Origin of the sequence: Bacillus thuringiensis, assembly GCF_001182785.1 — a bacterium.
In the GTDB taxonomy this organism is placed as follows: Bacteria; Bacillota; Bacilli; order Bacillales; family Bacillaceae_G; genus Bacillus_A; species Bacillus_A thuringiensis_S.
Map to the genome: position 1 here is coordinate 3,405,443 of NZ_CP012099.1, position 22,951 is coordinate 3,428,393.

Here is a 22,951-nt window from a genome sequence, read left to right on the forward strand (position 1 = left end):
ATTATTCCTCACTTTTTTCTTCCTCATCGAGTGAAATATCTTGAAATACAAAACGAACAACTAAACTAAGTAAAATAACCATAACGATAAATCCAACGATACAGCTATAAAAAAACCATGCGGGAAAACCTAATACATATGTATATTCACTCGGATTTTTACTACCAAGCCCATAAGCGAATCCGTACCATATTATAAAATTAATAATAGCAAGTCCAAGACCAATTAACGCTTCTCTATGAGCTATTCGAAACCGTGGATCATCATGATAATCTTTCATTTTTCCCCCTCCTCTCACGATGTATTATTGTACCATTGTTCTTCTAGTTTTTCCTACTAGAAAGCAAAAACAAGCAGGATTTTTTATAATTATATAGAAGCTTCTCTTACATTACATATTTTTTACAATTGTAACACAAATGAAATTTGAATTTTCAGTATTTCTTAATTATGATTTTAATTAGAGGCTTTCCATCTAGTTTCCACATCCTTGATTTCGGAATAAGCGCCGTCTCGTACTGCGTTTACATTATATTTTCAAGGGGGTTATACAATGAGTCAACTAGCTGTAAATCTTCATGAAAAGGTAGAAAAGTTTCTTCAAGGTACAAAAAAGTTATATGTGAATGGATCTTTCATTGAAAGCGCTTCCGGTAAAACATTTAAAACACCTAATCCAGCAACTGGTGAAACACTTGCCGTCGTTTCTGAAGCTGGTCGCGAAGATATTCATAAAGCTGTAGTCGCAGCTCGCATGGCTTTTGACGAAGGTCCTTGGTCTCGTATGAGCACTGCTGAGCGAAGCCGTCTCATGTACAAGTTAGCTGATTTAATGGAAGAACATAAAGAAGAGCTTGCACAGCTCGAAACATTAGATAACGGAAAGCCAATCCGTGAAACAATGGCAGCAGACATACCACTTGCAATTGAGCATATGCGCTATTACGCTGGCTGGGCTACGAAAATCGTTGGTCAAACAATTCCTGTTTCCGGTGATTACTTTAACTATACACGCCATGAAGCTGTTGGTGTCGTTGGTCAAATTATCCCTTGGAACTTCCCGCTTCTTATGGCAATGTGGAAAATGGGAGCAGCGCTTGCTACAGGATGTACAATCGTTTTAAAACCTGCAGAACAAACTCCACTATCTGCTCTATACTTAGCTGAATTAATTGAAGAAGCTGGATTCCCAAAAGGTGTTATTAATATCGTACCTGGATTCGGTGAATCAGCTGGACAAGCTCTCGTTAATCATCCACTCGTTGATAAGATTGCATTTACCGGTTCTACTCCTGTCGGTAAACAAATTATGCGACAAGCATCCGAATCATTAAAACGCGTTACACTTGAGTTAGGCGGTAAATCACCAAATATCATCTTGCCAGATGCTGATTTATCTCGCGCGATTCCTGGTGCACTTTCTGGTGTTATGTTTAACCAAGGACAAGTATGCTCTGCTGGATCACGCTTATTTGTTCCGAAGAAAATGTATGATAATGTCATGGCTGATCTCGTCCTCTATTCTAAAAAACTAAATCAAGGTGTCGGTCTTAACCCTGAAACAACAATTGGTCCTCTCGTTTCTGAAGAACAACAAAAACGTGTAATGGGCTACATTGAAAAAGGGATTGAAGAAGGCGCTGAAGTACTTTGCGGAGGAAGTAATCCATTCGATCAAGGCTACTTCGTTTCTCCTACAGTATTCGCTGACGTAAATGATGAAATGACGATCGCAAAAGAAGAGATTTTCGGTCCAGTTATTTCTGCAATACCGTTTAACGATATTGATGAAGTAATTGAACGTGCAAATAAATCACAATTCGGCTTAGCGGCTGGTGTGTGGACAGAAAATGTTAAAACAGCACACTATGTTGCAAGTAAAGTACGTGCAGGTACAGTATGGGTAAACTGTTATAACGTCTTTGATGCAGCATCTCCATTTGGAGGATTTAAACAATCTGGTCTTGGCCGTGAAATGGGATCTTACGCATTAAATAACTATACAGAAGTAAAGAGCGTTTGGCTTAACTTAAATTAATGAAAAGAACCTGACCTACCTGGTCAGGTTCTTTTCATTATGTATTCCTTTAAACTTGCAGTCCTCCGCTCACATTTAATACTTCACCTGTAATATAAGATGCGTATTCTGATGCTAAAAAGGCTGCCGCGTTCGCAATATCTTCTGGCGTTCCAATTCTACCAACTGGAATAGCACCAACCATCTTTTCTTTCACTTTATCTGGTATCGTTTTTGTCATATCTGTATCCATAAACCCCGGACAAATCGCATTACAAGTAATACCGAAGCTTCCAACTTCTTTCGCTGCTGTTTTCGTTAAACCGACAACTCCTGCCTTTGTAGCCGCATAATTTGCTTGACCTATGTTTCCTTCTCTACTAATTGAAGATATATTAATAATGCGTCCATACCCTTGTTGTCTCATGTAAAGAAGCGCTGGTTGCATACAATAAAAAACTCCAGTTAAGTTCACTTGTAATACTTGTTCCCAAGCAGACTTCTCCATTTTATGTAACATTGCGTCTCTTGTAATTCCAGCATTATTCACCAAAATATGTAATGTACCAAATTTTTGAACCGCATATTCAATTAACGACTTTGCTTCATTTTGATTACTCACATCACATCGATATGAGCACACTTCATATCCTTCATCTGATAACTCACGTGTCGTTTTTTGTAGATTCTCTTCATTTACATCGCTAATTAATACTTTCGCCCCTAGTTTTGCATAAACCCTTGCAATCTCTTTTCCAATTCCCTGTGCAGCTCCTGTTACAACAGCTGTTTTCCCATTTAAAAACTCCATCCCTATCCCTCATTTCTATTACTTATACTGTATATTTCGGCTCCTTGCTTTCCAATTCCTCTTTGTATAAAAAAGTCTATTTGTGTCAAACTAACTTTGCAACGTCGCATAAAGTGAAACTTTAATCAGTGGGAAGTTTGTTCATCCCCACTGATTATTAGTTGAACCAATCGGGCATTTACGGGCAGTTAATCTCCCACCTAGCTTCTTTGTTCCATCTGAATTTTGAGGTGGGAATTTTACTACCCGTTATGCAGGATAAAGTGTAAGGAGATTGTGTCGAATGAACAAAAAGAATTTCAAACAAAGCAAAGCAACTGATGGCATTGACGTTGAGTTCTCTCGCGAACTCGCTGACCACAATGACTTAGAAGCAAACGCACGTGCAAATGCCGCTGATGCACGTCAAAAACGCCAATCAACCGAAAAATAAGGTACATCACAACCTTATTCTTTTCAAAAGGGACCTACTACCCAACAAAATAAACCGAGAGACATCTCTCGGTTTATTTTCTATATTTTTTTGCATAATGAGCCAAAGTAAGCAACGGATATATATGAGCATAACTATGATAACGAATATAAAATCCACCTGGTAAACCTGTTCCAGTAGGATATTTTTCATTTGCATAAGGGTTGGAGAGCAAATATGAAATACCTTTTCGAATGACTGGTGTTTCTTTATCATAGTAAGAAATGAGGGCATCTAAAGCCCATGCTGTTTGGGATGGTGTACTAAATGGCAAAGTAACGAATCTTTTTTCCACACTACTTTGGCAAGATTCTCCCCAGCCACCATCTTCATGCTGTATATGTTCAAGCCATAAAACTGCTCGTTTCAATGATGAATCGCTAGATGGTATTCCTAGTGACCGTAAACCAGTCAACACTGCCCACGTACCATATATATAACAAATTCCCCATTTCCCATACCATGATCCATTTTCCTCTTGTACATTCATTAACCAATTTATCGCACTTTGTTTTTGTTTCTCGGGCAATTCATTTTGCGTATATGTCCCGAAAAACTCTAACACTCTTCCTGTAATATCTGGTGTAGAAGGATCTGTAATCATATCACTTGCATTTTCGATTGGTAAATTTGCTAATATACGGCTCGTTACTCCTTTTTCAAAAGCCCCCCAACCACCATCATTATTTTGCAATCCTTTAACCCAATTAACCGCTCGCTTCCAAGCATTATCTACATTTTCGTTCCCTCTACTTCGCGCCAATGCTCTTAACACAGCAGTTGTATCATCAATATCTGGAATCGTCGTATTCACATCCGAAAACCCCCAACCACCTGGGGATATATCCGGTGCATGTACACTCCAATCTACTTTCTTCGTTTGCTGTTTTCTTAGTAAATACGCTGATGCATTTTGAATCACTTTACTTGCTTTCGGAACTTGAGCTTCTTGCAAAGCATAACTGAGTAAAGCTGTATCCCATACCGTTGACGGAGAGTTTTGCAAATGGCCCCCTCTCTCCATCTTCCATATATAAGATGTGATTCCCGTTATAGCCTTCTGAATAATTGGTGATTGAATAGAATGTCCTAATGCAAGTAAAGCATAAATCATATAAAACGAGGCAGTTGCGTAACTATATAATGTTCCATTTTCATCAATACGCTCTTTCATAAAACGTTCTACTTCCTCATATCCTTTATGATGCAAAGAAAGTGGATACGTTATAATTTTCTTCACGTCACTTAATAGTGTTTGAAAAACCGGAGATCGGTCCTCCCGAAACCATTCTCCGCCCCCGCCTGCAATGTGATTTAAATTTGGCAATAACTTTTTCCCTACTCGAAATCTTTTATTTAAACACAACATCATCGGAATTAAATGAATACGTGCTGAGCTACTCAATTCAAATATACTGAGAGGGGAATCATTCTGCAGAAACATAATTGGTGTTGGCAAATGAAAGAGAGAAGGATATTCATATTCTCCATGAATCGCTAATAAAAACTTCGTCATAAAATGAGCACGCGCTACCCCCCCACGCTCATTTATAAACATTTCCGCTCGCTTCATATTCGCATCTTCTTTTGTATATTTTTCCGATGCAAGTAAGGCAGCATAAGATTGGATTGTAGCAGATAAATTACCACCCACTTCATCTTCATACAATTTCCATGTTCCTTCATTTGTTTGAAGTGATGCTAATCTTTTTACAAACGGTTCTATCTCTTTATCTCTACCTAATAATTTTAATAAAAAAATCATATGACAATCTGTTAGTGGCGCTCCTTCAAAACAAAACCGCCACGTACCATCTTGCCGTTGCATCGTTTGAAGTACAGTTGTTCTTCTCGCTATTTCTTCATGCACTTTTTCATATAATAACAAGTTACTCACCCACCCTTTCGAAATCCGTATAACGATATTCAAAAAGGTAGCTGAATATGTATAAAAACAAAGAAAAGCAGAACATATAACATGTTCTGCTCATAAACAATATCCTACTCCGACAATAATCCCTAATAAAGCACCAACTACTACTTCATACGGTGTATGCCCAACAAGTTCATTTAACTTCTTATATTCTGTTTCTCTACCGTGAAAAAAGTCATTCAATATTTTTGCTTGTTTACTTACTGCAAGCCTTACTCCTGAAGCATCATACATAACAATAATGGCAAAAATAGCAGCAACCGCAAACATCGAGCTTTCCACACCTTCCACTACTCCAACTCCTGTAGCAAGCGCTGTAACAGTTGAAGCATGAGAACTTGGCATCCCACCTGAAGCAAAAAACTTTGCAAAATCAAATTCACCCATTTTAACTAATTTAAAGACTACTTTCGTTAATTGTGCTAAAAACCATGAAATTACAGCTGCCATAAGCGGATCATTATGTAAAATTGTTTCCATGTTCTCAGCTCCTTACTGACTATAATGGAAATTCTATATAATATAAGTATAAAGAAAAATGCGTAGAAAATACTACGCATTATGATACTTTTGCTGATTTATTTTTTATAAATTTCGGTTGTTTCTGCACTAAAAACTTTGTCTTCGCTACCGAGAATACAAATAAAGCAACCCATATACAGAAAAATGCAATCATATGTGTAGATGTGAAATGTTCACCAAATACAAATACACCTAAAATTAAGCTAATTGTTGGCGCAATATATTGTAAAAATCCCACCATATAAAGCGGAATAAGTTGTGCTCCTTTTGCAAAATAAAATAGTGGTAATGCCGTTACAATACCTGCTCCTATTAAAAGTAACGTTGATAACATTGAAATAGATCCAAATGAGCCGAAACCATGTGCTCCTGTCATAACAAGATAAATGATCGCAAACGGCGTCACTAACATCGTTTCCATCGTAAGTCCAATTGTAGCATCATAATTTAACAGTTTTTTCGTTAATCCGTACAATCCAAATGAAAAGGCAAGTGAAAGAGAAACCCACGGAATAGATCCGAAACGTACTGTTAAAATGACAACCCCTACTCCTGCTAAACCAACTGCAACATATTGCCAAAAGTTTAACTTTTCCTTTAAAACGACTGTACCAAGTAAAATACTAATAAGCGGATTAATATAATAGCCAAGACTCGCTTCAATAACATGATTATGATTAACGGCCCATATGTAAACAAACCAGTTTCCGCTAATCAAGACTGAAGCTATTGTTAATGACATTAATAATTTAGGTCGTTTAAAAAGATTCACAAATTCCCCAATAAACTGGCGAAACCTCTTCGTAACACCTAATACAAGTAACATAAAAACAAATGCCCAAACGATGCGGTGTGCTAATATTTCATCTGCTGGAACTTCCTCAACCCATTTCCAATAGATCGGTAGGATTCCCCACATCGTATAAGCACCAGCCGCATATAGTATCCCTTTTTTTTGCTCTGCTGATTGACTCCCCATCTTCCTTTTTCTCCTCTTCTCATTTTTTTCTCCATTATACGGTCTCACATGCTCACTTTACCAATAATCAATCTGCATTTCTTTCGACATTTCTCATACAACGAATAATAAACATACCGTTATTACAATAAGTAACGGTATGCCGAAAACAAATTTCTTTTTATGAGTTTTATGATGAAACATATACATACCGATCCAAGCTCCAACTGCTCCCCCAGCTGCCGCTGATAAAAACAACGTACTTTCTGGCGTTCTCCACTGTTTCTTCTTTGCTTTTCGTTTATCAAGCCCCATAAGGCTAAAAGCTATAACGTTAATAATAAGAAAATAAATCCATTTCATCGCTTTCTCTCCTCATGAAAAATTCGCTTAATGGTAACACGAAAAAACGACGGAAACAACTGAAGAACTCTTTTTATCAAACTAGTTTCATTCCTTTTTCTTAATTAGTTACTTTCATATTTACATAACCAACTAAAATCGCAGTTAAAGCATTTAAATAGAAAAATGTTATGAGCAGAATCTTATATTTCATTACATTCACCCACTACCATATTATCAAAAAAACTGCTCTCAATCACTTTCTCATCAAAATGAAGAACTACAATTAGCCCTACATATAAAGAAACAAAATTTAGAAACCATTCCCCATTATCATCTTTCTTAGCTAAGCATTTAAATATCTCTTGAAATTGCATACGATCGTCTGCAGCAACAATCGGACGCACACCAAAATATTTCAATACGAGATTCAGCTTCAACTGCACGGATAATGATAAAATATATTTTAATAGCTTCGTATACTCTGTACTATCTTTTTGACTATACAACTTCACAAGCTTTGGATGTAAATTCGAAATCGATAATTCCTCGTCAGTCACTCTAGTTACTTCTAGCGTTTCAATCATCTTTTTCATATCCATCACATTCACCCCTTCTGAAAAAATTCTAAAGCCAAAGAGTACTTAATTCAAAATGTGCAATAATTGTGCGTTTCTCGTCTCTCGTTCTTCCTCACTGACTAAATCATACTTTTTTAGAAGGTGAAAAATATCATTTAATAATTTCTGCGAATGATTACCTTGTAAAAAACTCTTTAACTCTTTAAAGATCCCTTCAGGTAAAGAATTCTTTTGACTTTCGAGCTTATTCATCACATCTTCAATAGAATGATCAATGTTACACGCCATACTAAACTTCCCCCTCTATCCTCTATAAATAATATCCTCAGCTAACGATGTAAACACTTCTCCAACAAGAGAATCTTCATCATATACAGATGAACCGCTATTTTCTTCACGTTTTGCAAAAGGTATCTTGGCAATTACTTCTGTTTGCAATTGTTCTGCAAGCATTTCGCCGCCGCCTTTTCCGAACAGATAATTTTTCGATCCATCTTGTTCTTCATAATAAGCCATATTTTCTACAATACCTAAAATCTCATGCTTCGTATGTTTTGCCATTACACCGACTCTTGAAGCAACGAATGAAGCTACATTGTGCGGAGTTGTAACAATTATTTCTTTCGCTTGCGGAATCATCGCTGCAACATCAATCGCAACATCTCCTGTACCTGGTGGTAAATCAAGTAATAAATAATCTAATTCTCCCCAGTGCGTATTCGCAAGGAAATTTTGAATCCATTTATTTAGCATCGGTCCGCGCCACATAACTGGGTTATTTCCTTCTGTAAAAAATCCCATCGACATGATTTTAACACCGTGACTAATGACTGGAATTGCCGTTTGATCAATCATCGTTGGTTTCTTATTCGTTTCCATCATAGCTGGAATACTAAAACCATATATATCTGCATCTAATATCCCCACTTTTTTGCCCATACGAGCTAGTGCAGTTGCAAGATTAATTGTCACCGTTGATTTTCCAACTCCGCCTTTTCCGCTCGTTACAGTAATAAACCGTACTCCCGAATCAAGGCGAAGCATGCTCGGCATACCAGTTTCTGTTCTAGTATTTTTCTTTAAATTCTCTGTTAAAGCTGCACGTTCTTCTTGCGTCATAGAACCAAATGTTATATCCACTTTAGAGGCACCAATTGCGTGAAGTGATTCTTCAATATCTTGTTGAATTTTTGCTTTTAACGGACAACCTTGGATTGTTAGTACTACTTCAAGTTTAACCTCTGTTCCGTTCATTTGTACATTTCTAACCATATTTAATTCTACAACACTTTTGTGTAACTCTGGATCCTCTACATGTTTTAATGCATTTATTATTTGTTCTTGAGTAAGCATAGAACTCATCCCTTCTCTTATTCTAATTTATATACAACATCTTCTTGGCGCTTCATCTGGTGAAAAAGCTTATTACCCTCCGCTAACGGGCGGGATTAATGCGGCTATATCTCCAGCTTTTATCATCTCTTCATTCGTTACAAACTCTTCATTAATTGCAACCATTACTGTATCCAAGGATTGCAAATGATAACTATCTTTCAACCATTCTTTTAATTGCCCAACAGTCATTTCTTGTTTTTCTGAAATTATTAATTGATCCAATCCAACTTCCTCACGCAAATTTGCAAACAATAAAATTGTAATCATTTTCTCATTCTTCCTTCTTTGGTTTTCCTTCTGGATATGGTGTATTTTCAAGTTGATCTCCAATCCACATCGTTCCATCTTCCCAAAATTCTTTTTTCCAAATTGGAACAATTCGTTTTATACGTTCAATCGCGTACTCATTCGCTTCATAAGCTACTTTACGATGCGGTGATGAAACTGCAATGACTACCGCAATATCCTTTATTTCTAGCCGCCCTACACGGTGCGTAATTGCTACTTTTGCATCCGGCCATCTTTCACTAATCTCTTCACCAATTCTCATAAGTTGTTTTACTGCCATCGGTTTATATGCTTCATACTCTAAATGTAGCGTTCGTTTTCCTTTTGTTAATTCTCTCACTGTACCAATAAATGTTGTAATCGCACCTGCTTCCCTTCTTGCGACTTTATTCGTTACTTCTTCAACTAAAATCGGATTATCTACAATCTCAAATAGCACTTGTCCCATTAAAACCACCTCTCACTTTATGAAATGTCCAAGGCCATTCACTACCTTCGTTATCTTCTAATAAAAGAACATCAATAAACATATCTTTTTTATATCCTCTTGTCCCGCCCGGCAATACGATAAACGCGTTTGATTCTGCCAATGAAGAAACTGAGCTAGATTTATCAAACCCTGATGGATAAGCGATTAATTTCCCCTCATCATATTGCAATTTTGCTCGTACAAATCTTGTAAATGGATTCGGTTTTAGAAAATCTTCTCCTAATAACGCTTTTTCTCTTTTTAAATGTACTTTTTCACTAAACATATACGTCCGAATACACGGTCTTACGAATAATTCAAATCCTACGTAACAAGCTGATGGATTTCCTGATAAACCAAATAATAACTTGCCATTTAATTGTGCTACAGTCGTAACACTTCCTGGTCGCATTGCAACTTTATTAAAGAGAACAGATGCACCTAACTTTTCGTAAATAGCTGGTAAATAATCATAATCTCCTACTGATACACCGCCCGTTGTAATTAACATATCTACTTGCCCAAGCGTTTCTTTGACAACTGTAAAACACGTATTAAAATCATCACTAAACTTTCCAAAATATTTTACTCTTCCGCCCGCTCTTCGAATTTGAGACAATATCATATACGTATTACTGTTTCGAATTTTCCCTGGCTGTAATGAATCATCGACATCAAGCAATTCACTCCCAGTCGCTAACAGTCCAATTACAGGCTTTCTCGCAACTGGCACTTCACTATAACCGAATGTAGCAAGAAGAGCTGAAATACCTGGATTAATGTACGATCCTTTCTTTGCAAGAACCGTTCCTTTACGAGCATCTTCACCTTGAAAAGAAATATTGTCGTCCTTTTTGAATGATCGCTTCACTTCCATATAATTGTTGCCATTCTTCTCATATTGACGAGTCAGCTCTAACATAACAACCGCATCACACCCATTCGGAATTTGTGCTCCCGTCATAATTCGAACTGCTTGAAACGGACCTACTTTCTCATGGAATAGCGATCCTGCACCAATTTCACCCACTACTTCAAATACAATTGGCGTTTCATAACTTGCTAAATTAGTATCTTCTGCTCGAATAGCAAATCCGTCATACGGCGAACGATTAAATGACGGTACATCATGGTCAGCTACTAAATCCTCCGCTAATATACGTCCATAAGCTAATTCAATTGGTAATAGCTCCTTTAAGCCTTTATCAGCAAATCCCATCACTTTACGAACAGCTTCTTCAACCGTAATTGGCACTCTTCTTTCCATTGTTGACACCCTCTCTATTAACCGAATACGCGATAATATAGTTGTTTCGCTTTCGAAATATCATTTGTACCATGAATAAAAACACGACCATCTCGAAAAACAACCACGCGGTAATCATCGAATTGGCAAGATAGTAAATACGGATTCCGATCTACTTTCCCCAGTTTTTGTAATACTTTTTCTATATCATCAAAATTGTATTTCCTATTGTCTACTGTTCTAATTTGAACTGTATTTCTTCCGCATAAAACAGCTGCTTTCTTTTGATTTTCGTATGATAAATAAGGATAAGTTCGATTCAAACCGCATGAGAGACAAGTGTCTGTTTTTATTTCCCCTAATTTTATAAAATGATTTTGATTACTCCATATATCAAACATGAAAAATATTTTTCTAATTGCTGAGAAATCTTCCACTAAAATTTTGAGTGCTTCTGCCACTTGATATGCTGCGACGATTTGAACAGTCGGGCTAATAATTCCAGCGGTATCACATGTCACACCTATAACAGGAATATTTTTCAGCATACAATGTAAACACGGTGTCTCTTGCGGAATAATTGTATAACTCATACCATACGATCCAACGCAAGAACCATATACCCAAGGAATATTATGTTTTTGTGATAAATCATTTATTACAAATCGAATATCAAAATTATCTGTTGCATCAATGATTACATCTACATTTTTTAATAGACCTTCCATATTTTCTGAAGTTGCATCCATTATGAAAGCATGTATTTGTACTTCCGAATTAATTTGTTCTAACCGATTTTTTGCAGCAATTGCTTTCGGCATTTTCTCTCTTGCATCTTGTTCAGAGTACAATTGTTGCCTTTGTAAATTACTCCATTCAACGTAGTCACGATCAATAATCGTCAACTTGCCAACACCTGCACGTACGAAACTTTCGGCACTTGCACTTCCTAATGCGCCTGCCCCTACAATTAACACATGTTTATTTCGAATTTTTTCTTGTCCTTTACTCCCAATTGGTTTGAACAATTGTTGTCGTGAATACCGATCAGCCATTACATACCCTTCCTCTCAAGAACTCTATTTCATATTAGAATGTTGTTTCTGATAACAAGCAAAGTAAGCAAAACCAACAAACCCAGCTCCTCCAATTACATTTCCGATAAAAACAGGAACAAAATTTTTAGCCAAATCCATCCACGTTAGATGACCAGCAAAAATAACAGCGGAAATGACAAACATATTTGCTACTACTTGCTGAAATCCAATCACTACAAATGCCATAATTGGAATCCAAATTCCGATGATTTTTCCGACAAAATCACTCGTCCCGTAAGCGAGCCAAAGAGCAAGACAAACGAGCCAATTACAACCAATTGCTAAAATTAAAGTTCTCCCAAATGATTCATGTAACTTCCCTTCCGCTATCGCTACCGTTTTATTTAAATACTCTCCCTCTGTTAATCCGCCAAGATGCCCAAAGCAATACGCAACGAAAATTGCCCCAATAAAATTCATGAGAGTAATCCAAACCCAGTTATTCAGTACACTTATCAATGTAATTTTCTTTGCATAAAGCGCCATAGACAGTGACATCATATTTCCCGTAATTAATTCTCCTCCTGCTAATACTACGAGCATGAGTCCAACAGGAAATACTGCTCCTCCTAAAACATTCACTAGACTTCCCCAGCGCTCAGGTAAATTCCCTAAAACTCGAATGTTAAGTAAAAAACCTATCGCAATAAACGCTCCTCCTAAAAAACCGAGAATAAGCATCGCTGGCAATGTCTGTCTTACTTTTTGAACACCGGCCTCAATGACAAGCTCAGCAATTTGTTCCGGCTTATGAAATGCCATTACCCATTCCTCCATTTTCTCCAAATAAAAAAGCAGCTTCAAAAAACCTCCTCAAAATAAAGGTTTTTGAATGCTGCTTAATTTCTCTGCACATCTTTTACAGAGATATCAATCATCACTTTTACTATAAAATAGAAAATCCACAACTCTTGTAAATTTTCCATTTTTCACTATGAAGCTAGCTTTATATATTAACCACCGATATGTGACATTTCAATTTTAGGTATTGTTTTCTTATTTGTATGATTTAAGCGTTCATCTGAATAACGATCTTCCCTATTATTCCATATATCGCGTACTACATCTGTAATGTCCTCATCTGTATGTTCAGAACGAAGCAATTCTCTTAAATCATTTCCTTTAGAAGCAAATAAGCAAGTATATAATTTTCCTTCTGCAGAAATACGAGCTCTCGTACATGATGAGCAAAAAGAATCTGTTACTGATGAAATAATACCTATTTCCTCATCGCTTCCTATATAACGATACCTAGTAGCCACTTCACCAGAATAATTTGCTTCTATCCGTTCTAACGGCATAACTTGATGAATCGTATCTACTATTTCTTGTTTGGAAATAACTTCACCTAACTCCCAGCCATTATAATTCCCAACATCCATATACTCAATAAACCGAAGAATATGCTTATTTTCTTTAAAGTATTGCGCCATCTGCAAAATATCTTGTTCATTTTCCCCTTTTTGAACGACCATATTTATTTTAATTTTCATACCAACTTCAGCAGCAGCCTGTATTCCTTCCAGAACCCTTTGCACTTTGCTCCTATTACCATTTAAATAGAAAAACCGATCTTCTTCCAAGGAATCTAAGCTAACTGTTACACGTGATAGTCCCGCCTTATATAAATCAGGAGCAAACTTTTTAAGTAACGATCCATTTGTTGTTAAACCGATATCCTCCACACCATCTATTTTATTAAGGCGCTCAATAAGCTGCGGAAGACCTCTTCGAAGTAACGGTTCTCCGCCCGTAATTCGTAACTTTCTTACACCTAAAGAAACAAAAATACGTGTTATCCTTTCAATCTCATCAAAAGATAAAATTTTATCATTAGACAAAAACGAGTAATCAGGACCAAATATTTCTTCTGGCATACAATACCGACAACGAAAATTACAGCGATCAGTAACTGAAATACGTAAATCCTTTAACGGGCGTTGCAACTTGTCTAATGTAACTGATTTCATCTTCATTGCCTCACTTTTATTTTATATTTAAAACACGTTCTGGATGCGTATATACATTTAAGGAGTGATTACGAATAAATCCTATTGTCGTAATACCTAAATCTTCCGCTAGTTGCAAAGCTAACTCAGTTGGAGCTGATTTTGATAGTATAATTTCACAACCGATTTTTGCAACTTTCAATAATATTTCCGAAGAAATACGACCACTAAAAACAATGATTTTATCTTTTATAGAAATATCGTTTCTTAAACAATAACCGTAAATTTTGTCTAGTGCATTATGCCTACCAATATCCATTCGGCTTAAAATAATACCATTCACATCACATAAAGCTGCATTATGAACCCCGCCAGTATGATGAAACGTATCCGCAGATTGCTGCATTTCTTTCATTAACCGAAAACAATCCTCTGCCGCAACCTGTACATGGACACCCTGCATTTTTTTTGCACTTAGTGCATCATTGGCAAAAACAAACCCTTGCCTACTCATACCACAACAAGACGTAATATATCGTTTATTTTGCATTTGCTCATAATACGGATTTACTTTTGTCGTTGTTACATGTACAAATCCTTCTTTCTCCTGCACCCATATGCTATCAATATCTTCATACTTCCGAATGATTCCTTCAGACGCTAAGAATCCTATTACCATATCTTCTATATATTCTGGAGTACTAACCATTGTAACAAACTCCTGTCCGTTCATTTTAATGGTGACAGGAAACTCTGTTACAATGCTGTCCTCTATATGCTTAAACGCCCCTTGTTCATAACGAAAGATTTCTCTTTCTACCTGTATCGGTTTCACGATCAGTATCCTTCTCTCACGTTATATTTTTATCAAAAACAAATACCGAAACTGCAATATCTTCCTCTACTTTCATATCTGAAAATAAATTTACTAATTTCGCACCTACAAGTTCTTCCAAATGTTCACGGGAATTCGCAGCATACACTTCTTGAATCATTTTCGTTCTAGCCATATGAACCATTTCCGCACCGTCCATCGTACTTGAAATAAATTTTTCAGTAGGTGTTAAGTTTCCATAAAGAGTCGCTATAGCCATATTTTCTGCAAAAACAGTATGAATTCGTTCTGGTCCTTTTCCGAAAAGTTCTTTTCGAAGTTTTCGTATCATATCATTAAATTCATGTACTTTTTTTGACATACAATCATACCTCCCAAAAGCCTCATTTTACTTTATTATATATTTTACCAAAATGAGCTTTCCGCCCAAACTATTTCGTACAAATATTTAGGCGGAAAGGTTCACTTCATGAAGTTTATTCGTCTTTTAACCCTTTCCCCATACCTTTTAAGAAATGAAGTCCAAACCCGATAGCACGGTTAATATCTGGGTCTTTCAATACTTTCATAAGATCGAATACCCCTACTTTTTTATTACTTTCTAGATGTTCATTACCTTCTTCTAGCCCGACTAATAAACTACCTATAAGCTTTTTCGTAAGTTCTGGGTCAAGTTCAGTTAACGCACCTGCAGCACCCATCATATTATTAATTAAATTTGTAACAGGCTCACGAGTTACTTGACCTAGAACAATCTTTGCAATTGGTTCTTTCGCTTTCAGCATAGAATTTGCAGCTTCTAGCATTCCAATGTCATTTAATTCCCCTACTATATTAAACATCTGATTTAGAGCTTCTTCATTATTTGTTAAAAGCTCCTTTAAATCATCTAATTTTTGCTGTTTTATTTCTTCCTCAGTTAATTCTTGTTTTTGAATCATTTTTATAGGTGCAGCCATAGTTTTCTCCTCCTACTTATCCGTTAAATGCACATACCCTGTACGTGCCCACTTACGATGTACCTCAATTCCAGCTTGAGGGTGACGTTTTTTATTGCGTGGGTTCGCTTTTGGCATCGGATTTTCGCCATCAACTTCTAACACTTCCATACGCACTTTCGTTTGTTTATACGCAGGTGTATTCGTACGTACATCCACAGCAGGACCTGTTAAGAAATTAATTGCCGTTTCGTTATCTGTAGAGTTCATCGGTAAATATAACTCATTCGCTTTTACACGATCTGTAACGAGTGCACGTAATTTTAATGCTCCAAAAGGAGAGACAAGACGAACTAACGAACCTGTTTTTACGCCACGTTCTTTTGCAAGGTCTGGAGAGATTTCAACGAAAACACCAGGTACTTTCGTTTGAATACCTGTTGATTTATTTGTCATATTCCCTTCATGGAAATGCTCAAGCATACGACCGTTGTTAATGTGAAGGTCGAACTCAGCTGGAAATTCAGCTGGACGTACCCAGTCAGCAATCGCAAAACGAGCTTTTTTATCTGGGAAGTTAAATCCATCTTGGAACAGAAGTGGTGTATTCGTTCCATCAAAACTTCCCCAATGGAAACTGTTCCATCCTTCAAGCACTTCATAGTTTGCTTGCGAGAACAATGGTGATAAACTTGCCATTTCAGCAAAGATTTCACTTGGGTGGCTATAATTCCAGTTTGCCCCTAGTTTATTCGCAACCTCCTGGACGATCCACCAGTCTGGTTTCGCATCTCCTAGCGTAGGAAGAACTTGATATAATCTTTGGACACGGCGCTCTGTATTTGTGAAAGTACCTTCTTTCTCAAGAGATGGCGCTGCTGGTAATACAACATCTGCATATTGAGCAGTTTTAGAAAGGAAAACATCTTGCACAACGAAGAAATCAAGACTCGACAACACTTCATGTACATGATTTGCATTAGAATCTACAAGAGCCATATCTTCTCCGACAAGATACATTGCTTTCATTTTTCCTTCGTCAATTGCGTGAAGCATTTCAATATTATTAAGACCTGGTTCACTATCAATTTTCACTCCGTAAGCAGTTTCAAATTTCGCACGTTCCATTTCGTTAGTAACGTGCTGATATCCTGGAAGCCATCCTGGTAAAGTACCCATATCACAAGCACCTTGTACGTTATTGTGACCTCGAAGTGGGTATGCACCTGCTCCTGGACGACGATAGTTCCCTGTTGCAAGAAGTAAGTTTGAAATTGCAGCGGAAGTATCAGAACCACCTGTATTTTGCGTTACCCCCATACCCCAAAGGATACATGTACCATCTGCATCACGAATCATTTCAGCCATTTGAATAAGTGTTTCTTTTGAAATACCTGTTACTTCTTCTGCATATGCAAGTGTATATTCTTCTAGACTTTCTTTGAAATCTTCAAAGAAGTTTACATTCTCATTAATAAATTCCTGATCATGCCAACCTCGATCAATCATATATTTTGTAACAGCCATTAACCAAACTTGATCTGTTCCTTGTTTTGGACTAATAAAGACATCTGATCGCTCTGCCATTTCTGTTTTACGAAGATCAGCTACAATTAACTTTTGTCCGTGTAATTTATGTGCACGTTTAATACGTGTAGCTAAAACAGGATGACCTTCTGTCGGATTACATCCTACAATAATAACAAGACCAGATTGCGCAATATCTTTAATCGTTCCTGCATCACCGCCCATACCAATTGTACGGAACAAACCATCCGTTGCTGGTGATTGGCAATAACGTGAGCAGTTATCAATATTATTCGTTCCAAATACTTGTCGAGCTAATTTTTGAATTACATAATTATCTTCATTTGTAATTTTAGATGAAGAAATAAATCCGATAGAACCTTTACCGTACTCTTCTTTAATAGTACCTAATTTATTTGCAACTACATTCAGTGCTTCTTCCCATGTAGATTCAACAAACGTTCCATTTTTACGAATTAAAGGTTTTGTAATTCGTTCTTTAGAATTTACGAAATCCCAACCAAATTTCCCTTTTACACAAGTGGAAATTGCGTTAACTGGTGCATCTGAAGATGGCTGTACTTTAAGGATTTTACGCCCCTTCGTCCACACTTCAAACGAACAACCTACACCACAAAATGTACATACTGTTTTCGTTTTCTTCGTACGAGTATCACGCATGGCCGCTTCCACTTCTGATACCGCAAAAATACCGCTATATCCAGGCTCAACTTCTTTAATTAAATCTACCATCGGTTCAAGAATATCTGGTTTTAATCCCGTCATAAATCCAGCTTCACCGAGCATCGTTTTCTCCATTAAAGCGTTACAAGGGCAAATCGTTACACATTGACCACAGCTAACGCATGAAGAATCATTAATATTTACTCCTTCATCCCAAATAACTCGTGGGCGTTCCGCTTCCCAGTCTATCGATAACGTTTCATTTACTTGTAAGTTTTGACACACCTCAACGCATTGACCGCATGCAATACATTGATTAGGGTCATAGCGATAAAACGGATGCGTCATATCAACTTCACTTACATCTACTTTCGGTTCATAAGGATATTTTTGATGTTCAATTTCCATTAATTCTGCTGTATTATGCAGTTTACAGTTCCCATTGTTGTTGTCACATACTGTACAGTATAATAAATGATTTTCTAGTAACCGATCCATCGCCTCTGTTTGTGCTTCTTTTGCGCGAACAGAAGCACGCTCAACGTTCATACCTTCCGTTGCTATCGTCGAACAAGAACGCATTAACTTTCCGTCAACTTCTACAATACAAGTGTCACATGTTTGAATAGGATCTACTTCCGGCACGTAACAAATTTGCGGATGTTCAATCCCGTTCTCATTAATAACACCCAATATCGTTGAACCAGGCTCCGCTGTATACTTTTTTCCGTCAATTGTAATATGAACCATGTTGTCATTCATGGTCTTTCCCCCTTTTTGAGAATAAAAAAACTCCACCACGAAAATATACGCACCACATTTTGGGCACGCTATCATCATGGTGGAGTAGTTTATTAGCACATCTTGCTAAAATACCAATCCATTTATTCATAAATAAAACGATAGATTCATAACAGGTCATATCACGATTCCATCTTTAACACTATAATTATAGCGTTAAATGTACAAATATACAATATAAATTTTAAACTGCGCATATGTCTGTATGTAACTATCCATAATAACCCATATAAAGTTCAACGAGGAATAAGGTGAATATATGGGATCTTTTCGAAAATGGATAAGGGGCGAAAAATCTTTCTCTACACATGAGCAATCTGAAACTGTATTAAATAAAGAAATTTCTTCCTCCATGCCGCTTAATCTTAAACACTTATCCAAATTATTTAGTGGTATTCCAGAATTAATTATACGCACTTTCCCGTTAAAAAACGGAAAAGAAGCTGCTCTTATATATATGGAAGGACTTGTAGATAAAACTGTTATTAATGTAGACATTCTTCGTCCTCTCTTATTTAAAGAATGGAATGAAGACGATTTTTGGGAATCTTCTGTTTCTATAGGGAATATTAAAAAAGTTCAGAAGTGGATAGACATTGAGCAATCTCTCTTACATGGCAAAAGTATTTTATTTATAAACGGGCAATTATCAGCTTTAGAACTAGATACGCAAGCGGCGCCAAAAAGGAGTATTGAAGAACCTACAACAGAGACTTCCATAAAAAGCTCACACGAAGGATTTAATGAAGTGGCAAGTGATAGTATCGCACTTATTCGTCGATATATTCCAAATCGCGAATTAAAAGTGAAGGAATTCACTGTTGGCGAACGAGCAACCTCTAAAGTTTTTTTACTTTATCTTGCAGATGTTGCAGACGAAGATGTTGTACAAGATATGGCATGCCGCATTGAATCAATCAAAGTAGATGCTATTCTTACTACCGGTGAATTAGAAGGATTTGTTGAAGATAATTCCTATACTCTCTTCCCACAATTGTCTATCACTGAACGTCCTGACACAACGGCACATCATATTTTGAATGGGCGAATTGCTGTTGTTGTAGATCGCTCACCAGGCGTATTAATAGGACCTATGACCTTTTCATCCTTCTTTCAGACGATAGATGATTACAGCTTCAGACCTATGATTCCATCTTTTATACGACTCCTTCGTTTCACTGGGCTATTTATTGCAATATTTGCTCCAGCTCTTTATATCGCTATGATTTCCTTCCATTATGAAGTGATTCCGCTCAAATTATTGTTAACAATTGGAGAATCTCGAGCTAAAATTCCTTTCCCCCCTATACTAGAAGCATTGTTAATGGAATTAGTACTTGAAATGCTCCGCGAAGCTGCAGTTCGGCTTCCTGGTCCCGTTGGACAAACGATTGGCGTCGTAGGAGGGATTGTCATTGGACAAGCTGCAGTTCAAGCAGGAATCGTAAGTAATGTTATGGTTATCGTCGTATCTATTACCGCAGTCGCTTCTTTTATCATCCCTAACATGGAAATGTCAGCAGGAATTCGGCTTCTTCGCTTTCCAATGATGATAATCGCTTCTTTATTTGGGGTCATTGGAATTATGGTTGGGATGGCGGTTATCATCATCCATATTCTTTCTATGGAATCACTTGGTGTTCCTTATGGTAGTCCTTTTTCCCCACTATTCTCTTCCGATATAAAAGATATTCTTATACGATTACCTTGGAAAATAATGAAAAAACGACCAATGTCTCTTAACCTAAAACAAGAAAATCGACAAAGAGATGACGAAGAAACGGAGGAAAACAAGTGACAAATCGTGCAAAGAGGGAGATTACTTTATTTCAATACATTCTCACTATTAGTGGTGTTCAAGTCGGTTTTGGTTTACTTACACTTCCGCGTGAAGTTGCACAAGGAGCGAATACTGATGGATGGATGTCGATTATTATCGGATGCGTCATAACTACTTTAGTCAGTCTATGTATTATAAAAATCATGGAAAAACATCCCGGAGATACTTTACTTGATGTCCTGACACGTTACCTTGGAAAATGGCTAGGAAACGGAATGATGCTCCTTTGGATTTTATATGCTGCACTTGCCGCTATTTCTTTAATATTTTCCCTCTTATACATCGTTCACATTTGGATTTTACCTAGATCTCCTATGTTTTTAATTATGATTTTGCTATCTATCCCAATGATTATGTTGGCGTGCAAAGGCATAATCATTATAAGTCGATATGCCGTATTCACTCTTTTTTTTACAATTTGGATGCCATTATTATTATTTATCCCACTTAAAGATGGTCATTGGATATACCTTCTTCCCCTTCTCAAAGAAGGGTGGTTACCCGTTTTAAATACAGTCAAATCAACTATCATTGCGTTTCTTGGATTTGAGTTTGCATTTGTCCTTTATCCTTATCTTAGTAACAAGTCATCCGCTAAAAAAGGTAGTGTTTTTGCGAATTTAATTACACTATTTATTTATCTTCAAGTTACGTTCGTTTCTTTTGTTTATTTTAGCCCAGATGGTATAACGAAGTTTTTATGGCCTACTCTTTCTCTCATTACACCATTTCATTTTTCATTCTTAGAGCGATTTGAAATTATATTTTTATCATTTTATCTCTTTATTATTTTTGATTCTTGTATTCCTTATATTTTTACCGTTTCAGATGGAATCAATCAATTACTCAATAAAAAAGGTAGTTCCTTACCTATTTGGCTTTTTTTATTCGGGTGTATTTTCACCCTACTTTTTTATATCCCTTCTTCTTATCAAATAAATGCTTTACGCGAATTTTGGGGAACTGCCAGTTATTTTATCGTTTTTCTGTTCCCAGTCGTATTCCTCTCATACATTACATTTTATCAGTATTGGAAAAGGAGAAACACTTAAATGAAACGATTTATTCATTTCACTATATTTTGTTTCCTCACAATCTTTTTGACTGGCTGTGGGGATCGACTCGATCTCGAAAAACAATCCATTTCATTAGTTTACGGTTTTGATAAAGATAATAAAAACAAGCTGAAAGTGTACCAAATAATACCTACTTTTAACAAGGATGTCGAGAAAAAGTACGAGACCCATGAAACAAAAGTACATACACCTAGAGAGGCAAAGGCGATGTTTAATAGTTCGAGTAGCGGTTTAGTATCTACGGAAAAATTACAAATCGTCTTATTTAGCAATACGTTCTTGAAACAAGAAGGAGCTATGCCATATCTTGATGTTTGGTATCGAGATCCGAAAAACACTGGTAATATGCGTATTGTAGCAGTACAAGGACCTGTTTCTTCTATAATTTATAATAACTTTAAAGATAAACCAGATCTCCCTGAACATTTAACTGAATTAATTAATACAAACAAATTATACAATCGAACAGTTTATACAACATTCCATGAATTTCATAGACAAACTTTTAATAAAGGGATTACACCAACAATTTCAGAAATAAAAAAAGAAAAGAAAGAAATTACTGTTACTGGATCTGTACTTTTAACTTCCCGTGGAATTTATAAAATGTCATTAAATCGAGATGAAAGTGCCCTTCTTCTTATGTTGCAAAAGAAATCTAATACACCAGTTTCACTTACAATGAAAATCCCTTCTGATTCAGTTGAAAGTAACAATCATCTAAAAGATACAAAAGGCAATGATTTTGTAACAATAAACGTTCTTAGTGTGAATCGCGATATTGGTACAGGTTATATCGATAACCACTTCACATTTAATATTAAAATGAATTTAAAAGTTGCCATATCTGAGGTTACATTCAATATAGATATAGACAAAGATAACAAGAAATTAACAACACTTATAACAAAACAACTAAACAAAGATTTAAACGAATTAATCCACAAAATTCAAAAGCAGCAAGTTGATCCATTCGGATTTGGCGATTATGCAAGAGCTTTTCAATATAAAGAATGGAAAAAGGTTGAAGATGATTGGCCTAGCGCTTTTTCAAAAGCTAGTGTGAAAGTAACACCTACTATCAAAATTTTAGAAAGTGGAATTATTAAATAGTAAAAACACGCTACTTGTTCTTATATGAATAAGTAGCGTGTTTTCATTTCCATTACA

24 protein-coding genes are annotated in these 22,951 nt (G+C 36.4%); 5 read left to right on the plus strand and 19 right to left on the minus strand.

Annotated elements, in window-relative coordinates; translation table 11 throughout:
• Position 1: 1 nt before the first annotated feature.
• The gene (locus AC241_RS17460) at positions 2-280 is read right to left on the minus strand and encodes a YhdT family protein (RefSeq protein WP_000656244.1); all 279 of its coding nucleotides are present in this window, start codon (positions 278-280) and stop codon (positions 2-4) included.
• A 273-nt stretch (positions 281-553) separates the two neighbouring features.
• Here AC241_RS17460 and dhaS point away from each other — a divergent pair, with 273 nt between their 5' ends.
• Entirely contained in the window at positions 554-2,038 is a 1,485-nt protein-coding gene (gene dhaS, locus AC241_RS17465; protein ID WP_000080279.1) for an aldehyde dehydrogenase DhaS, read from the plus strand.
• Between the two features lie 49 nt (positions 2,039-2,087).
• Here dhaS and fabG read toward each other — a convergent pair whose 3' ends face one another.
• Positions 2,088-2,828, minus strand: a complete 741-nt coding sequence (fabG, locus tag AC241_RS17470) for a 3-oxoacyl-ACP reductase FabG (protein ID WP_000395038.1) — start codon at positions 2,826-2,828, stop codon at positions 2,088-2,090.
• A gap of 283 nt (positions 2,829-3,111) precedes the next feature.
• On the opposite strand from fabG, the gene AC241_RS17475 reads away from it, so the two are divergent.
• Positions 3,112-3,261 (plus strand): YfhD family protein, encoded by a 150-nt coding sequence (locus tag AC241_RS17475; protein WP_001035815.1) that lies wholly within the window; start codon positions 3,112-3,114, stop codon positions 3,259-3,261.
• 73 nt (positions 3,262-3,334) lie between these two features.
• Here AC241_RS17475 and AC241_RS17480 read toward each other — a convergent pair whose 3' ends face one another.
• The 17 genes from AC241_RS17480 to fdhF form a co-directional block, all read right to left on the minus strand.
• Positions 3,335-5,188 carry a terpene cyclase/mutase family protein gene (locus AC241_RS17480; protein WP_050844401.1) on the minus strand — a complete coding sequence of 618 codons (1,854 nt, stop codon included), beginning with the start codon at positions 5,186-5,188 and terminating at the stop codon, positions 3,335-3,337.
• 99 nt (positions 5,189-5,287) lie between these two features.
• Positions 5,288-5,713, minus strand: a complete 426-nt coding sequence (locus AC241_RS17485) for a divergent PAP2 family protein (protein ID WP_016080711.1) — start codon at positions 5,711-5,713, stop codon at positions 5,288-5,290.
• A 79-nt stretch (positions 5,714-5,792) separates the two neighbouring features.
• On the minus strand, positions 5,793-6,734 hold the full coding sequence (gene rarD, locus AC241_RS17490) for an EamA family transporter RarD (protein WP_000535541.1): 942 nt from the start codon (positions 6,732-6,734) through the stop codon (positions 5,793-5,795).
• A 93-nt stretch (positions 6,735-6,827) separates the two neighbouring features.
• Positions 6,828-7,076, minus strand: a complete 249-nt coding sequence (locus AC241_RS17495; protein WP_016080710.1) for a DUF1294 domain-containing protein — start codon at positions 7,074-7,076, stop codon at positions 6,828-6,830.
• Between the two features lie 182 nt (positions 7,077-7,258).
• On the minus strand, positions 7,259-7,657 hold the full coding sequence (locus AC241_RS17500; RefSeq protein ID WP_050844402.1) for a hypothetical protein: 399 nt from the start codon (positions 7,655-7,657) through the stop codon (positions 7,259-7,261).
• Positions 7,658-7,699: 42 nt separating this feature from the next.
• Positions 7,700-7,924, minus strand: a complete 225-nt coding sequence (locus AC241_RS17505) for a hypothetical protein (protein ID WP_000752378.1) — start codon at positions 7,922-7,924, stop codon at positions 7,700-7,702.
• A 15-nt stretch (positions 7,925-7,939) separates the two neighbouring features.
• Positions 7,940-8,989 (minus strand): P-loop NTPase, encoded by a 1,050-nt coding sequence (locus AC241_RS17510; protein ID WP_029443002.1) that lies wholly within the window; start codon positions 8,987-8,989, stop codon positions 7,940-7,942.
• A 72-nt stretch (positions 8,990-9,061) separates the two neighbouring features.
• Complete coding sequence (gene moaD, locus AC241_RS17515) at positions 9,062-9,298, minus strand: molybdopterin converting factor subunit 1 (protein WP_029443003.1); 237 nt, start codon at positions 9,296-9,298, stop codon at positions 9,062-9,064.
• Positions 9,299-9,302: 4 nt separating this feature from the next.
• On the minus strand, positions 9,303-9,767 hold the full coding sequence (gene moaE / locus AC241_RS17520; protein WP_029443004.1) for a molybdopterin synthase catalytic subunit MoaE: 465 nt from the start codon (positions 9,765-9,767) through the stop codon (positions 9,303-9,305).
• Complete coding sequence (locus AC241_RS17525) at positions 9,748-11,055, minus strand: molybdopterin molybdotransferase MoeA (RefSeq protein ID WP_043936411.1); 1,308 nt, start codon at positions 11,053-11,055, stop codon at positions 9,748-9,750. Before AC241_RS17525 ends, moaE begins: the two co-directional genes overlap by 20 nt.
• 17 nt (positions 11,056-11,072) lie before the next feature.
• Positions 11,073-12,089 carry a molybdopterin-synthase adenylyltransferase MoeB gene (locus AC241_RS17530; RefSeq protein WP_050844403.1) on the minus strand — a complete coding sequence of 339 codons (1,017 nt, stop codon included), beginning with the start codon at positions 12,087-12,089 and terminating at the stop codon, positions 11,073-11,075.
• Positions 12,090-12,113: 24 nt separating this feature from the next.
• Entirely contained in the window at positions 12,114-12,893 is a 780-nt protein-coding gene (locus tag AC241_RS17535) for a formate channel (RefSeq protein ID WP_000863998.1), read from the minus strand.
• Between the two features lie 191 nt (positions 12,894-13,084).
• Complete coding sequence (gene moaA / locus AC241_RS17540; protein ID WP_029443007.1) at positions 13,085-14,101, minus strand: GTP 3',8-cyclase MoaA; 1,017 nt, start codon at positions 14,099-14,101, stop codon at positions 13,085-13,087.
• Positions 14,102-14,117: 16 nt separating this feature from the next.
• The gene (gene fdhD, locus AC241_RS17545; protein WP_029443008.1) at positions 14,118-14,915 is read right to left on the minus strand and encodes a formate dehydrogenase accessory sulfurtransferase FdhD; all 798 of its coding nucleotides are present in this window, start codon (positions 14,913-14,915) and stop codon (positions 14,118-14,120) included.
• A 16-nt stretch (positions 14,916-14,931) separates the two neighbouring features.
• Positions 14,932-15,276 carry a Na-translocating system protein MpsC family protein gene (locus AC241_RS17550; RefSeq protein ID WP_000039582.1) on the minus strand — a complete coding sequence of 115 codons (345 nt, stop codon included), beginning with the start codon at positions 15,274-15,276 and terminating at the stop codon, positions 14,932-14,934.
• A gap of 115 nt (positions 15,277-15,391) precedes the next feature.
• Complete coding sequence (locus AC241_RS17555; protein WP_000729897.1) at positions 15,392-15,874, minus strand: helical membrane plugin domain-containing protein; 483 nt, start codon at positions 15,872-15,874, stop codon at positions 15,392-15,394.
• A gap of 12 nt (positions 15,875-15,886) precedes the next feature.
• The gene (gene fdhF, locus AC241_RS17560; RefSeq protein ID WP_000999403.1) at positions 15,887-18,826 is read right to left on the minus strand and encodes a formate dehydrogenase subunit alpha; all 2,940 of its coding nucleotides are present in this window, start codon (positions 18,824-18,826) and stop codon (positions 15,887-15,889) included.
• A gap of 298 nt (positions 18,827-19,124) precedes the next feature.
• Between fdhF and AC241_RS17570 the strand changes: the two genes are divergently transcribed.
• From AC241_RS17570 to AC241_RS17580, 3 genes are read left to right on the plus strand one after another with little or no spacing between them, the layout of a single operon-like run.
• A complete protein-coding gene (locus tag AC241_RS17570; RefSeq protein WP_050844404.1) occupies positions 19,125-20,663 on the plus strand; it encodes a spore germination protein in 1,539 nt (512 codons plus the stop codon).
• Complete coding sequence (locus AC241_RS17575) at positions 20,660-21,757, plus strand: endospore germination permease (RefSeq protein ID WP_050844405.1); 1,098 nt, start codon at positions 20,660-20,662, stop codon at positions 21,755-21,757. The genes AC241_RS17570 and AC241_RS17575 overlap by 4 nt, the downstream gene beginning before the upstream one ends.
• A complete protein-coding gene (locus AC241_RS17580; protein WP_029443011.1) occupies positions 21,758-22,894 on the plus strand; it encodes a Ger(x)C family spore germination protein in 1,137 nt (378 codons plus the stop codon).
• The last annotated feature ends 57 nt before the right edge of the window (positions 22,895-22,951 follow it).